Raw genomic sequence first — 13,971 nt, 5'->3', positions numbered from 1 at the left:
TCATCTGTTTTTTCGGGTCGCTACCCTCGCTGCTTTTCCGCCGTTAGTCACCCTGTCGTTACCGCAGTGCGGTCGGGGCAAGCTGCGCGGCCTGCCGTTCCTGCGAGGCTGTAATGGTTGGTTACAGATCTCCATTCGACTGATAGATGACCTTTCCCTTAAATTCAGCGGCGATTGATTGCATCTAAAAATTACAAAGCGACAGCAAGGAATAAAACCTCATGAAAATGCACAACAAAGCGCTGCTGGCCATCGCCTGCGCTGCGGCCCTGTCTGCCTGTGACAGCGAAAAAGCTGCCAACAGCATCGCCAAGCGGGTGCCACTGGCCCTGCCGGAGGCGGGTCTTTACCAAGCGAATCTGATGAGCCGCGACGGCGACAAGGCGACGCCGCGCATGATCAAGGATCTGGATGGTCTGGCGCTGGTCTACCCGAAGGGTGAAACCGTGCAGTACTGGGGTGTCTGGGTGGATCATCAGGTGGGCAAGGTCGAGACCAACAGCCAGTGGCTGGGTCAGGCTGACCAGAAAGCCGACAAAGACGGGATCTACCCGGTGCAGTTGATCCGCACCAGCGAGCGGCTCGGCACCAGCACGGCGCTCAGCTCGGTGACCAACGACCACAACCTCATCACCTTCCAGGAGCAGCCGGTCATCGATCTGCAGGGCAAGGAGATCAAGCGCTGGGTTTTTGATTTCACCCGAACCGGCACCAAGTTCTCCGACAATTCCCCCATCTATTCCGGTTTCAGCGGTCATGTGGCGGTGACGGCCCTGGCCACCAAAGCGGTGACCACGGCCAGCTGGAGTGCCACGGACAGCGATGGCTTCAGCAGCGACATGGTGGGCAAGGTGGATACCACCAACAACGGCGGCAAGCTGACGGTGGCGATCGAGTTTCCGGCGGCAGGTTGTACGCTGGTGGGCGAGGGGAGTGCCACTGCCGGGTTGAGCAAGCTGACCATGACCGGGTTTGGCAAGTGCAACTTCAAGCAATCCGCTGCCGCCACGCCGATCGAAAACCTCTGGAATGCCGCTCTGGCCCGGGCGATGGATAACAGCGTTGCCTATGTCACCACCTATAACACGGATGCCAAAAAAGAGGCGTTGGTCATCGGCTTCCCCGACACCAATGGCTTGCTGATCACCGCTGACAAGCGATAAGCAGCTAACGGCAGGGGTGGGCAAACGCGCCTGAAACAACAAGGGAGCCAGTGGCTCCCTTGTTGTTTTCAACGCACGGTTTACAGCAGGAAGAGTGTCGCCAGCCCGAGGAAGATAAAGAAGCCGCCGGTGTCGGTGATGGCGGTGATCATCACGCTGGCTCCCACCGCCGGGTCGCGGCCGAGGCGGGTCATGGTCATGGGGATAATCACCCCCATCAGGGCGGCCACCAGCAGGTTGAGCATCATGGCCAGGGTCATCACGGCGCCGAGCGCCGCATCCTGATAGAGCAGGTAGGTGGCAATGCCCATGGTGCCGCCCCACACCAGCCCGTTGATAAAGGCGACCCCGAGTTCCCGCAGCAGCAGGAAGGAGAGGTTGCCCGCCTGAATGTGCTGCAGCGCCAGCGCCCGCACTATCATGGTGATGGTCTGGTTGCCGGTGTTGCCGCCGATACCGGCGACGATGGGCATCAGCGCCGCCAGTGCCACCAGCTGGGAGATGGTGTGCTCGAACAGGCCGATCACCCGCGAGGCGACAAAGGCGGTACAGAGGTTGATGGCAAGCCAGGCCCAGCGGGTCTTGACCGCCTTGGAGACCGGGGCGAACACGTCTTCATCCTCGCTGATACCCCCCATCCGGCGCAGGTCGGTGTCACTCTCCTCATAGACCAGATCCACCACCTCTTCGACGGTGAGGCGGCCCATCAGCTTGCCCTTGCCATCCACCACGGCGGCGGAGAGCAGGTCATCCCGTTCGAAGGTGCGGGCGGCCGCTTCGTCGTTATCCTCCGGATCGAAGGTGACCGGATCACGCTCCATCACGTCGCTCACCAAGGTAGCGGGCTTGTGCAGCAGGACAGTGGTGAGGGCCAGCTCCCCCAGCAGGTGGTTGCGCCGATCGATGACGAACAGCTTGTCGGTGTTGGCGGGGATCTTGCCGCGCAGCCGCAGATAGCGCTGCACCGTGGCCAGACTCACCTCGGGGCGGATGGTGATGATCTCGAAGTCCATCATGGCGCCGACGGTGTGCTTGCCGTAGCGGATCACCTCCCGCACCCGATCCCGGTCGGCGGGGGCCATATAGGTGAGCAGCCGCCCCATCAGGTTGCGGGGCAGGTACTGGCCCAGATAGATCTGGTCGTCGATATCTAGGGTGCGCAGGGCGTGCAGCAGCTCCTTGTCGCTCATCCCGCTGATAAGGCTGTCCCACACCGTCTCTGAGGCCTCGACCAGGATCTGGCCGCGCTTATCCTCCTCCACCAGTGCCCACAGGGCATGACGTTCATCAGGCGGCAGCGACTCCAGCGCATCGGCGACGTCGGCGGCAGGCAGCCCGTTGACCAGTGTGGTGAGTTCGCTGGTCTGATCGCGTTGCTCGGCATCCTGCACCACCTGCGGATCGAGCAGGCTGTCGGTGAGGGCATCATCGCGCAGCAGCAGGGTGAGAATGCGGGATCTGTCATCCGCGCGCTGCCGGGCGCTGTTCTTGATGGGAAGAGACATGGGATGAATTCCTGAGATGGTAGCCAAGGGCTCAATGCCCATAGGATACCAGACTTAAAACAACAGGTTATGACCGTGATGGGAGAAGAGGGGGGTAAAAGTGAGGCCACCTGCTGGTGGCCTCATGGTGAGTTGCCGATGATCCCTCAGGCGAGGGCTCGCTGGCGCTGTGGTGCCTCGCCAAACCAGGCGAGCCGGTCGGCCAGCGTCACCACGGATCCCACCATGATCAGCGCAGGACTCTCGACCCCCACCGCCAGCGCGGGCAGCTCATCGAGGGTGCCGCGAATGACCCGCTGGCAGGGCTGGGTGCCGCGCTCGATCAGCGCCACCGGGGTGTTGCCCGCCTTGCCGTGGGCCAGCAGCTGCTCGCGGATGGTGGCGCAGGATGAGAGCCCCATGTAGAACACCAGCGTCTGCCGATCTTTGGCCAGCAGCGGCCAGTCGAGATCCCGGACGCCCCCCTTGCCGTGAGCAGTGACGAAGCGCACGCTCTGGGCGTGATCGCGGTGGGTCAGCGGAATGCCGGCGTAGGCGGCGCAGCCGCTGGCCGCCGTGATCCCCGGCACCACCTGAAAGCCGATGCCGCTGCCGATCAGCGTCTCCAGCTCCTCGCCGCCACGGCCGAAAATAAAGGGGTCGCCCCCCTTCAGCCGCACCACCCGTTGCCCCTTCTTCGCCTCCTCCAGCAAGAGCAGGTTGATCCCCTCCTGCGGCACGCAGTGGTTGCCCGCCTGCTTGCCGACGAAGATGCGCTTGGCATCGCGGCGCACCAGCGCCATCACTTCGTCAGAGACCAGCCGGTCATAGACCACCACGTCGGCCTGCTGCATCTGGCGTAGGGCGTGCAGGGTGAGCAGACCCGGATCGCCGGGGCCAGCCCCCACCAGCACCACTTCGCCTCCGGTCTGGCTTTCGTCGGCAAGCAGGCTGTCGGCCAGCTGGTGGGCAGAGGCGCAATCGCCCCGCGCCAGCGCCTGACCGAGCCGATCCGCCCCGAGCAGCCGCTCCCAGAAGCGGCGCCGCGCACCCATGCTGGCGAAGCGGGCCTTGACTCGCTCCCGCAGGTTGCCGGCAAAGGCCGCCACGGCACCCAGATGTTGCGGCAGCAGGGCTTCGAGTTTTTCCCGCAGCAGCCGGGCCAGCACCGGCGCCTTGCCACCGGAGGAGATGGCCACCATCAGCGGCGAGCGATCGATGATCGACGGCATGATGAAGCTGGAGCGTTTCGGATCATCCACCACGTTGGCGAAGATCCGCGCCCGGTTGGCGCTCTGGTAAACCAGTGCATTCACCTCGCGCCGATCGGTTGCGGCCACCACCAGCCACTTGCCCGCCAGTTGTTCCGGCACAAATTCACCGGCCAGCCACTCGATGCTGCCGTTGGCTGCCAGTTCCGCCAGCTCGGGGTCGAGCTCGGGCGCGACCACAGTGAGGCGAGCACCGGCATCCAGCAGCAGGCGCGCCTTGCGCTCCGCTACCTCGCCGCCGCCGACCAGCAGTACGGGTTTGTTGTCGAGTCGGCAAAAGATGGGCAAGTAGTCCATGGGGCCTCCGGATCAGGCGGTTCGGGTCTGGTTGGCGGTGCTGGTGGTCTCGCTCATTGCGACCGGGCGCTCCGCCTTGGGGGTGGCATACCAGTAGCCGAGGCCCATAAAGAGGACGCCGGAGACGGTGTTGCCCAGCGTCACCCACAGCAGGTTGTGGCCGATGCCGCCCAGGGTGTAGGCATCTGAGTGGGCACCAAACCAGGAGAGGGCGAACAGGGTCATGTTGGCGATGGAGTGCTCGTAGCCGGAGGCGATAAAGGCCAGCAGGCACCACCAGATGGCGATGAAGCGGGCGGCCCCGTCGGTGCGCAGCGCCATCCAGATGGCGAGGCAGACCAGCCAGTTGCAGAGGATCCCCTTCATAAACAGGGTCAGGGCCGGAGCCTGGGTTTTGGCCAGCGCCACCTTGTGGGCCAGACTGCCCGCATCCGGCAGCAGGCTGCCGCCGTAGGAGTAGATGAGCGCCACCACAACGGAGCCAATCAGGTTGCCGGCCCAGGTCTGCGGCAGGATGCGCAGCAGGTCGGCCATGGTGATCTTGCCCGTCTTCACCCCGAAGGTGAGGAACATGGTGTGGCCGGTAAACAGCTCGGAGCCGGCGATGATCACCAGCGTCAGGGCGATGCCGAAGGTGGCCCCCATCACCAGCGGCCGGATGGCGGGATCCACCAGATTGCCGAGGGTGAAGATGAGGATGATGCCGAGGCCCACATAGGCCCCCGCCATGGCGGAGCTGAGCCAGAAGCCGAGCTTGTCGCTGCGCTCGAAGCGGTTGATGCGGGCCGCGTTGGCGCCGCACTTGTTGATGGTTTCCGTGTACATCTTGTGAGTCCTTGAAAGGGCTGCCCTCTGGCAGCCCGAAAGAGAGTGAATTTGGTTTTAGACGGCGACCCAGACCTGCTGGTCGCGCACTTCAACGGGGTAGCTTTGAACCGACATCGCAGGGTTGTCGAAACAGTGGCCATCGCTCAGGCGAAAGCGCTGCTTCTTGAGCGGGCTGGCGACCCAGAGCTCGCCGTCGTGTTCGCAGATCAGGCCCCGCGACAGCACGTTGGCGGCGAAGAAGGGATCCCGGTTGTCGATGGCGAACACCTCGGCCGCCGCGCTCGGGCGGAACAGAGCGATCTGGCGACCTTCAATGAGTGCACAGACGCCGGTGCCCGGCAGGATGTCGTTGAGTTGGCAGGCAAGTTTCATCATTTGGTTTCCACCTCGATCTGGTAGACGGGGATGCGCTCGGCCGGGGTCGCCGGTCGATGCTGGTCGCGTTCGCTGACGAACTGAACGTCCGGATCGCGCTTGTCGCTGTTGATGAAGTGGCTGAAGCGCTTGAGCGCCTCCTCTTCGTTGAGGGTGCGCGACCATTCGCACTCGTAGCTGTCGATGAGGGTCTGGATATCGCGCTCGAGCGTCTCGGCCAGCCCCAGCTTGTCGTCGACAATCACCTCGCGCAGGTAGTCGACGCCCCCTTCCAGATTGCCGAGCCAGACCGAGGTGCGCTGCAGTTTGTCGGCGCTGGTGACGTAGAACATCATAAAGCGGTCGATCAGCTTGATGAGGGTCTCGCGGTCGAGGTCGGAAGCCAGCAGATCGGCATGGCGCGGCTTCATGCCGCCGTTGCCGCCCACATAGAGGTTCCAGCCCGCGTCGGTGGCGATGATGCCAACGTCCTTGCCCTGCGCTTCCGCACACTCGCGGGTACAGCCGGAGACGCCGAACTTCATCTTGTGCGGGGTGCGAATCCCCTTGTAGCGGTTCTCGAGGAAGACCCCGAGGCCAACGCTGTCCTGCACGCCGAAGCGGCACCAGGTGCTGCCGACACAGGTCTTGGCCATACGCAGCGCCTTGGCGTAGGCCTGACCGGTCTCGAATCCGGCTGCCAGCAGCTTGCGCCAGATGGCGGGCAGATCATCCTTCTGGGCCCCGAACAGGCCGATGCGCTGGGCGCCGGTGATCTTGGTGTAGAGCTTGTAGTCGCGAGCCACTTCGGCCACCGCCAGCAGCCCTTCCGGGGTCACTTCACCACCGGCCATGCGCGGGATGACGGAGTAGCTGCCGTCTTTTTGCATGTTGCCGAGGAAGATGTCGTTGGTGTCCTGCAGCGGGATATTGCGCGGGCTCAGCACATGCTCGTTCCAGCAGGAGGCGAGGATGGAACCGACGGTCGGTTTGCACACCTCGCAGCCATAGCCCTGACCGTGCTTGGCCAGCAGTTCGTCGAAGCTCTTGATCCCCTCCACCTTGACCAGATGGAACAGCTCCTGACGGGAGTGGGGGAAGTGGGCGCAGAGGTGGTTGTTGACCTCGATGCCCTGCTTCACCAGCTCGGCGTTGAGTACCTGACTGATGAGCGGCACGCAGCCGCCGCAGCCGGTGCCGGCCTTGGTGTGCTGTTTGATGGCGGCCAGGGTGGTGTGACCCTCGGCCACCGCCTTGGCGATGTCGCCCTTGGAGACGTCGAAGCAGGAGCAGATCTGGGCGCTTTCCGGCAGGGCATCCACCCCCAGCGTCGGTTTGGCTCCGGCGTAGGCGGGCAGGATCAGGGTATCCGGGTGGCTCGGCAGCGGCAGGGCGTTGAGCATCATCTGCAGCAGGTTGCCGTAATCTTCCACGTCACCCACCAGCACGGCGCCGAGCAGGCGGCTGTTGTCCTCGCTCACCACGATCTTCTTGTAGACGCCAGCTTGGTCATCCTGAAATACATAGCTGTGGCTGCCCGGGGTGCGGCCGTGGGCATCGCCGATGGAGCCGACGGAGACGCCGAGCAGCTTGAGCTTGGCGCTCATGTCTGCCCCTTCGAAACGGCTGTCGCCGCCCTGCAGATGGTCGACGGTGATCTGGGCCATCTTGTAGCCCGGTGCCACCAGCCCGAAGAAGCGGCCTTGCCAGGCGGCGCACTCGCCGATGGCGTAGATGTCGGGGTCGGAGGTGAGGCAGTGATCGTCGATGACGATGCCGCCGCGCTCGGCGATGGCGAGATCACCATAACGGCCCAGAGTATCTTGCGGGCGAATGCCGGTGGAGAAGACCACCACGTCCACTTCCAGCTGGCTGCCGTCGGCAAAGGCGAGGCGGTGCTTCGCCTGTTCGCCGCCATGCATCAGGATCTCGCTGGTGCTCTTGCTGGTGTGTACCTGCACCCCCATGGATTCAATCTTGCGGCGCAGCAGCTGGCCACCCTGACCGTCGAGCTGCTCGGCCATCAGCACCGGAGCAAACTCAACCACGTGGGTCTCGAGACCCAGCGCCTTGAGGGCACCGGCGGCTTCGAGGCCAAGCAGGCCGCCCCCGATCACCACCCCGCTCTTGCCACTCCTGGCGGCGCTGCGGATGGCTTTCAGATCCTCGATGGTGCGATAGACGAAGCACTCGTGGTGCTGACTGCCCGCAATGGGCGGTACCCAGGGGTAGGAGCCGGTGGCCAGCACCAGCTTGTCGTACCCGACCACAGTGCCCTTGTTGGAGTGCACTTCGCGGTTGGTCCTGTCGATTTTTTTCACCGCTTCGCCGAGCAGCAGGTGGATGCCGTGCTTGTCGTAGAAACCGGGTTTGACGAGGGAGAGATCTTCGCTGGTGTGATGGGAGAAGTAGGAGGAGAGATGGACGCGATCGTAGGCGGGACGGGGTTCTGCACCGAAGACGGTGATCTCGTAGCGGCCCGGGTCGGCCCGCTCGATCAACTCTTCGATGAAGCGGTGCCCCACCATGCCGTTGCCCACAACGACCAGTCTGACTTTGCTCATGATTGCCTCTAGTTTGGAGTAATAAAACATCATTCTGGGGCTAGGCTACCCAGTCAGTCGGGGCAGGCAATTGATGCAAATCAAGTGTCTATTTATATATCTCGTCAGGGGTAATTCGATAAAATTCAAATATATACAAAAATAGGTATACCAGTTGATGATTTCTGCGCTGGCTTGGAGTGAGGGATGGTGGAGAGCAAGAGCGCTTTAGCAAAAGCCGGGGAGTGAAAACTTCTGTCGGATAAAGCCGATCTCGCACTGGGCGAGACCGGCATCAGCCGAGCAAGGCTGCACGTCAGGCGATATGGCGGCGGAACATGGCGAGCGCCAGCGACAGGGTGACGCCGGCGATGGCGAGCAGCGGCCAGAGCAGGGGCCAGGCGGCCGACCAGTCGACCCCCTTCAAAAAGACCCCCTTGAGCAGCACGATGAAGTGGGTGAGGGGGTCGATGGCCGCCAGCCACTGGAACACCTGCGGCATGTTCTCCACCGGCGAGATGTAGCCCGAGAGGATCACCGCCGGGACGGTGAAGGAGAAGACCCCGAGAAAGGCCTGCTGCTGGGTCGAGCAGAACGACGAGATGAAGAGCCCGATCCCGGCCAGTGCCAGCCCGTAGCAGACCATGCCCGCCATCAGCAGGCTGAGGCTGCCGGCAAAGGGGAGGTGAAAGACAAAACGGGCGGCCAGCGCGACTATGCACCCTTGCCCCACCGCCACCATGATGCCGGGCACCGCCTTGCCCGCCATGATCCAGCCTGCGGTGAGGGGCGAGACCAGCAGCTGATCGAAGGTGCCCTCCTCCCGCTCCCGCGCGACCGAGAGGGCGGTAACGATCAGGCAACCGGTGGTGGTGATGATGGCCACCAGCGCCGGCAGGATATGCCAGTGGAACTCGACGTTGGGGTTGTAGAGGTTGCGTACCGCCAGCTCGGGTTGCCCCTTGCCCTCACTTTGCCAGCGGGCGATCACCTGACTGATGTAGCCCGCCGCCACCTGACCGCCGTTGGAGCGGCGCCCATCGATAATCAGCTGCACCTTGGCCGGTTCGCCGCGCGCCAGCCGGCGCGAAAAATCCCCCGGAATAATCAGCCCGAGCAGTGCCTGTTGCCCGGTGATGGCCTCGGTCATGCCCGCCTCGCCCTGCACCGGGATGATGGTGGTAAAGGCGGGCATATGGGTGAGGCGCTCCAGCAGCTCGCGGCTCTGGGCTCCGCCATCCTGGTTGTAGATGGCCAGCGTGTTGCCGGTCACCTCCAGAGTGGCGGCGAACGGGAAGAGGGCGGTCTGCAGCAGCACCGGCATGATGAGCAGAAAGCGCCCCTGAGTATTGCCCATCAGGGCCTGCAGCTCTTTTCGGATCAGCCACCAGAGTCGGATCAGCATGAGTTACTCCAGAGTGCGCCGCGTCTTGCGGGCGGTCAGGGCCAGCCAGAAACCGGCCAGCAGCAGCAGACAGAAACCGTTGACCAGCAGGATCGAGAAGACGCTACCCGCCTGATAGAGAGTCTGCAGCGAGCTGGCGAAGTAGCGGGCCGGAATGAGGTGGGTGATGGCCCGCAGCAGCGGTGGCATGCTGGCGATCTCGAACACGAAGCCCGACAGCATCACCGCGGGCAGAAACGCAGCGATCAGCGCCGCCTGTGCGGCATTGAACTGGCTGCGCATCACGGTGGAGAGGAACAGGCCGAGCCCGAGGGCGCTGCCGAGAAAGACGCTGGTGACCAGAAAGAGCAGCAGCAGGGAGCCGCGCCACGGCACGCCCATTACCGCCACCGAGAAGAGCAGGCAGAGCAGCATGGCGATGATGCCAAGGCCATAGTAGGGCAGCAGTTTGGAGAGCAGCAGCTCCCCCTTGGTGACCGGGGTGGCGAGCAGCGCCTCCATGGTGCCGCGCTCCCACTCCCGCGCCACCACCAGCGAGGTGAGCAGGGCGCCAATGATGGTCATCACCACCGCAATGGAGCCCGGCACCAGAAAGTTGCGGCTCACCAGCGCCGGGTTGAACCAGGCGCGGCTCTCTATCGACACCGGCATGGCGACCCCCTCGCCAGCGAGCCACCCCTGCCAGATCCCCTGCACATAGTTGGTGACGAAGTTGGCGGTGTTGGGCTCGGAGCCGTCGGTGAGCAGCAGCGCCTGCGGCGTGCCATTGCCCTGACCGGCCAGCGCGCGGGAGAAGCCGTCGTCGATCACCAGCAGGCCGCGGATCTCGCCACGGGCCAGACTGGCGAGCAGGGACTCCTTGCTCGGCCCGCTGTGGATCTCCAGCGCGGTAGAGCCGCGCAGGGCCTGCTCCAGCCGCACCGCCGGGGCGCCGCTGTCGGTACGCCAGATGCCGAGGCGCAGGTGGTCCACATCCAGATTGATGGCGTAACCCATCACCACCAGCAGCACCACCGGCATGATGAAGGCGATGAGGATGCTGCTCGGATCGCGGACGATTTGCAGCGTCTCCTTGCGGCAGAGGGCCAGCAGTCGCCGACGGTTGATGCTCATGCTTCCTCCTCACTGGCCCGCTCGACCAGGGTGATAAAGGCCTCTTCCATTGTTGGCAAAGAACAGGTCGGCAAGGAGCCGGTTGGCAAAGAGGTCGCCGCCTCTTTGGCGGCCAACCCCTTGAGATCGTCCGGGGTGCCGAGCGCCAGCAGCTTGCCGCGATAGATGAGGGCGATGCGGTCGCAATACTCCGCCTCATCCATAAAGTGGGTGGTGACCAGCACGGTGACGCCGTGGTCGGCCAGCGCGTTGATGTGCGACCAGAACTCGCGCCGGGTCACCGGATCGACCCCGGAGGTGGGCTCGTCGAGGAACAGCAGCGGCGGCTCGTGCAGCAAGGCGCAGGCCAGCGATAAGCGCTGGCGCAGGCCGAGCGGCAGGGATTCCGCCTTCTGATCGAGCCAGGGGGCGAGGGCAAAGGCAGTCACCATGGCGTCGATCCGCGTCTGCTGGTGGCGGCCGAACAGGCCGTAGATACCGGCGAAGAAGGAGAGGTTCTGGGCCACGGTAAGCTGCTTGTAGAGGGAGAACTTCTGCGCCATGTAGCCGAGGCGCTGGCGTGCCGCCGAGGGGCTGTGAGCCAGATCGATGCCGGTTACCAGCGCCTGTCCCTCGCTCGGGCGCAGCAGGCCGCACTCCATCTTGAAGGTGGTGGACTTGCCCGCCCCGTTGGGGCCGAGCAGGCCGAAGATCTCGCCGCGGCGCACCGCAAAGCTGACATCATCGGTGGCGGCGAAATCGCCGAAGCGTTTGGTGAGGTGGCGCGCCTCGATCACCGCCTCGGGGGAGACCCCCTGCGGCAGTTCGGCTTCCCGCATCCCGGCTGCCAGACTCGACTCTCCGCCGGGGCCGCCGCCGAGCAGGTCGATAAAGGCATCCTCCAGCCGGGGCTGGGCCGGTTGAAAGGCGCCGTTGGCGAGATGCAACTCCGCCAGCGGTGGGGGCGTCATGCCCGGGTGCAGCAGCAGGCGAACCCGCTCCCCTGCCACCGCGCCATCCATCACCGCCGGGTGAGCCAGTGCCCGACGCAGCAGGGCGCGCCGCTCGCGGCCATCCAGTTGCCCCGCTTCCAGCAGCCAGCAGCGGCTGGCCATGGCCCCCATCAGATCGGCCGGCGTGCCACTGGTGCGCACCTCGCCATCTGCCATCAGCAGCACGTGGTCGCACAGCTCCGCCTCGTCGAGATAGGCGGTGCTCCAGAGCACCGTCATCCCCCCTTTGGCCAGCTCGCGCACCATTTGCCAGAGGGCGCGGCGGGAGATGGGATCGACCCCGACCCCGGGTTCGTCCAGCAGCAGCACATCCGGGGTGCCGAGCAGGGCGCAGGCCAGCCCGAGCTTCTGCTTCATCCCGCCAGAGAGCTTGCCTGCCGGCCTTGCGGTGAAGCGGGCAAGATCGGTGAAGGCGAGCAGCCGCGCGAAGGTGGGCGTGCGTTCGGGCTCCAGTACGCCGCGCAAGTCAGCGTAGAGGGTGAGGTTCTCCAGCACGCTGAGATCCTCGTAGAGGCCGAACTGCTGGGGCATGTAGCCGAGGCGCTGACGCAGCAGATCTCCCTCGCTCACCGGGTCCAGCCCCAGCACCCGGATGGTGCCTGCTTCCGGGATCAGCAGACCGGCCAGCAGGCGCAGCAAAGTGCTCTTGCCCGCGCCGTCGGGGCCGACCAGCCCGGTGATGCCGCCAGCCGGAATGGTGGCCGAGATGGCATTGAGGGCGACCCGCTCGCCAAAGCGTTTGGTGAGCTCCTCAAGGGAGATGGCGCAGCTCATGGCACCAGCCTGACGGTGACCGGCATCCCCTGGCGCAGGGCCGGGTCGGGGTCCTGCACCACGATGCGCAGCCGGTAGACGAGGTGAGTGCGCAGGTCCGGCGTCTCCACCGATTTCGGGGTGAACTCGGCGGTGGGCGAGACAAATCCCACCACCCCGTGATAGGGCTGATCCGGCCGCGAGTCGGTGGTGAGGGTCACTTTGGCGCCGCTCGGGAAGTGGCCGAGCCAGGGCTCCTCCACATAGGCGCGCACCCAGACTGGCGCGGTCAGGGAGAGGTTGAAGGCGGTCGCTCCGCTCTGCACCATGCTGCCGTTCTCGACGGCGCGGCTGATGATGATGCCGTCGCTGGGGGCGGTCAGGCTGGCATCTGCCAGCGCCAGTTCGGCACTGGCGAGCGCCGCTTTGGCCCCTTCCAGCTGGGCATCGGACTGGGCAATTTCCTCCGGGCGGTAGCCGGTTTCGAGCTGGGCGAGCTGTTCGCGTGCGGAGCGCACCTGCGCCTGGGTCTGATCCCGCTGGGAGCGGGCGGTATCGAGCTGACCGCGTGAGATGGCGCCGGTGGCGGCCAATGCACTCTGGCGGCGCCACTGCTGGTCGGCCTCCAGCGCAGCGGCTTCGGCGGCGGCCAGTGCGGCCCGGGCACGGTCGGTCTCTTCGCTGCGATAGCCTTTGTGGATCAAGGTGTTGGCGGCAGTGAGCGCGGCCAGATTGGCGCGGGCGCTGTCGCGGCTGTGGGTGAGGGGAACCGGATCGAGGCGGGCCAGCAGTTGACCGGCTTTTACCCTATCCCCCTCATCGACCAGTATCTGATCGACGCGGCCGCCGACCCGAAAGGCCAGATTGACGTCGCGAATATCGACGTTGCCGTAGAGGATGGAGCCGTCAGCCGGGCGCCCCTGCCACCAGAGGTAGCCACCGATAACGGTTAGCAGCAGGGCTGCGATGGCAATGCGTTGCTTCATAACGCTTCTCCTTGAGGATGGCGCTGTAACCAGAGGTAACCACTGGGAACCGCCAGCAGCAGAGCTACCATCGCGATGCGTTGTTTCATGCCGCTTCTCCTTCCTTCATGTCGGTGGGGCGCAGGCCGCGTAGGGCCCATACCAGCCGCTGTCTGGCGGCCTCGGGGCTGTCTATCTGGCTGAGAAAGGGGCCGGCCTGTTCGGGCAGCCAGCCGAGCTGACGACCGCTGCCGGCGATCACCAGCGGCAGGCCGACCGACCCCATGATGAAGATCATCAGCTGGAGCGGGTGACCCGCGACCAGCGAACCTTCCGCCTGTGCCATCCGTACCTGTTCGATCAGCAGCAGGGGATGGCGGCGCGGCAGGCTGAGCAGAAAACGCTGGGCTGCCCCTTCGCCCGCCAGCGCATCACCAAACAGGTGGTTGATAAAGCCGCGCTGGCGCGCCACCAGCCCGATCAGCGCCTCCATGGTGGCCTCGAACATGGCGATGGCGGAGGGGTAGGAGCCCTTGGCTGCCACCGCCTTGAGTTCGTCATAGAGGGGGGCGTACCAGAGTTCGACCAGCTCGTCGATAAAGGCGTCGCGGTTGCCGAAGTGGTAGACAAAGGAGCCGAGGTTCACCTCGGCCGCCGCCGCCAGCTCGCGCACCGTCAGGCCGCGCAGCCCCTTCTCGGTGGCGATGGCGAGGCCGGTATCGAGCAGTTTCTGCCGGGTTGGATTCATCTTTCTGGTTCCTGCTGCACAGATTTATACATATGTATAAATCAATCACACAGAA

Annotated in this window: 11 protein-coding genes; 1 reads left to right on the top strand and 10 read right to left on the bottom strand. The window is 64.7% G+C overall.

Going from position 1 to position 13,971, the window contains the following annotated elements; all coding sequences use genetic code 11:
• The first annotated feature begins 221 nt into the window (after window positions 1-221).
• Window positions 222-1,163 carry a hypothetical protein gene (locus G5193_RS15040; RefSeq protein ID WP_421206273.1) on the top strand — a complete coding sequence of 314 codons (942 nt, stop codon included), beginning with the start codon at window positions 222-224 and terminating at the stop codon, window positions 1,161-1,163.
• Between the two features lie 80 nt (window positions 1,164-1,243).
• Here G5193_RS15040 and mgtE read toward each other — a convergent pair whose 3' ends face one another.
• The 10 genes from mgtE to G5193_RS14990 all read right to left on the bottom strand — a co-directional run bounded on the left by mgtE (window position 1,244) and on the right by G5193_RS14990 (window position 13,916).
• Window positions 1,244-2,668, bottom strand: a complete 1,425-nt coding sequence (gene mgtE, locus G5193_RS15035) for a magnesium transporter (protein ID WP_040069731.1) — start codon at window positions 2,666-2,668, stop codon at window positions 1,244-1,246.
• A 146-nt stretch (window positions 2,669-2,814) separates the two neighbouring features.
• A complete protein-coding gene (gene cysG / locus G5193_RS15030) occupies window positions 2,815-4,215 on the bottom strand; it encodes a siroheme synthase CysG (protein WP_164535791.1) in 1,401 nt (466 codons plus the stop codon).
• Between the two features lie 12 nt (window positions 4,216-4,227).
• Window positions 4,228-5,040: a nitrite transporter NirC gene (gene nirC / locus G5193_RS15025; RefSeq protein ID WP_421206272.1), complete on the bottom strand. Its 813-nt coding sequence runs from the start codon at window positions 5,038-5,040 to the stop codon at window positions 4,228-4,230.
• Window positions 5,041-5,097: 57 nt separating this feature from the next.
• The gene (gene nirD, locus G5193_RS15020; RefSeq protein ID WP_041202829.1) at window positions 5,098-5,415 is read right to left on the bottom strand and encodes a nitrite reductase small subunit NirD; all 318 of its coding nucleotides are present in this window, start codon (window positions 5,413-5,415) and stop codon (window positions 5,098-5,100) included.
• Complete coding sequence (gene nirB / locus G5193_RS15015; protein WP_421206271.1) at window positions 5,415-7,961, bottom strand: nitrite reductase large subunit NirB; 2,547 nt, start codon at window positions 7,959-7,961, stop codon at window positions 5,415-5,417. The genes nirD and nirB overlap by 1 nt, the downstream gene beginning before the upstream one ends.
• A 295-nt stretch (window positions 7,962-8,256) precedes the next feature.
• The gene (locus G5193_RS15010) at window positions 8,257-9,345 is read right to left on the bottom strand and encodes an ABC transporter permease (protein ID WP_421206270.1); all 1,089 of its coding nucleotides are present in this window, start codon (window positions 9,343-9,345) and stop codon (window positions 8,257-8,259) included.
• Window positions 9,346-9,348: 3 nt separating this feature from the next.
• Window positions 9,349-10,458 (bottom strand): ABC transporter permease, encoded by a 1,110-nt coding sequence (locus G5193_RS15005; protein ID WP_139459629.1) that lies wholly within the window; start codon window positions 10,456-10,458, stop codon window positions 9,349-9,351.
• Entirely contained in the window at window positions 10,455-12,224 is a 1,770-nt protein-coding gene (locus G5193_RS15000; protein WP_421206269.1) for an ATP-binding cassette domain-containing protein, read from the bottom strand. The genes G5193_RS15005 and G5193_RS15000 overlap by 4 nt, the downstream gene beginning before the upstream one ends.
• Window positions 12,221-13,189 (bottom strand): secretion protein HlyD, encoded by a 969-nt coding sequence (gene hlyD / locus G5193_RS14995; protein WP_421206268.1) that lies wholly within the window; start codon window positions 13,187-13,189, stop codon window positions 12,221-12,223. Before hlyD ends, G5193_RS15000 begins: the two co-directional genes overlap by 4 nt.
• Window positions 13,190-13,274: 85 nt before the next feature.
• Entirely contained in the window at window positions 13,275-13,916 is a 642-nt protein-coding gene (locus tag G5193_RS14990) for a TetR/AcrR family transcriptional regulator (protein WP_421204075.1), read from the bottom strand.
• Window positions 13,917-13,971 lie beyond the last annotated feature (55 nt).

This window comes from Aeromonas sp. 601027 (assembly GCF_049174455.1).
GTDB classification, from domain to species: domain Bacteria; phylum Pseudomonadota; class Gammaproteobacteria; order Enterobacterales; family Aeromonadaceae; genus Aeromonas; species Aeromonas veronii_A.
Note: the sequence above shows the minus strand (reverse complement) of the source record. Positions and strands in the feature narration are given on the sequence as shown.

Coding starts and splice junctions, on each gene's coding strand:
- G5193_RS15040 (WP_421206273.1), top strand. CDS start 222: ATGAAAATGCACAACAAAGCGCTGCTGGCCATCGCCTGCGCTGCGGCC.
- mgtE (WP_040069731.1), bottom strand. CDS start 2,668: ATGTCTCTTCCCATCAAGAACAGCGCCCGGCAGCGCGCGGATGACAGA.
- cysG (WP_164535791.1), bottom strand. CDS start 4,215: ATGGACTACTTGCCCATCTTTTGCCGACTCGACAACAAACCCGTACTG.
- nirC (WP_421206272.1), bottom strand. CDS start 5,040: ATGTACACGGAAACCATCAACAAGTGCGGCGCCAACGCGGCCCGCATC.
- nirD (WP_041202829.1), bottom strand. CDS start 5,415: ATGAAACTTGCCTGCCAACTCAACGACATCCTGCCGGGCACCGGCGTC.
- nirB (WP_421206271.1), bottom strand. CDS start 7,961: ATGAGCAAAGTCAGACTGGTCGTTGTGGGCAACGGCATGGTGGGGCAC.
- G5193_RS15010 (WP_421206270.1), bottom strand. CDS start 9,345: ATGCTGATCCGACTCTGGTGGCTGATCCGAAAAGAGCTGCAGGCCCTG.
- G5193_RS15005 (WP_139459629.1), bottom strand. CDS start 10,458: ATGAGCATCAACCGTCGGCGACTGCTGGCCCTCTGCCGCAAGGAGACG.
- G5193_RS15000 (WP_421206269.1), bottom strand. CDS start 12,224: ATGAGCTGCGCCATCTCCCTTGAGGAGCTCACCAAACGCTTTGGCGAG.
- hlyD (WP_421206268.1), bottom strand. CDS start 13,189: ATGAAGCAACGCATTGCCATCGCAGCCCTGCTGCTAACCGTTATCGGT.
- G5193_RS14990 (WP_421204075.1), bottom strand. CDS start 13,916: ATGAATCCAACCCGGCAGAAACTGCTCGATACCGGCCTCGCCATCGCC.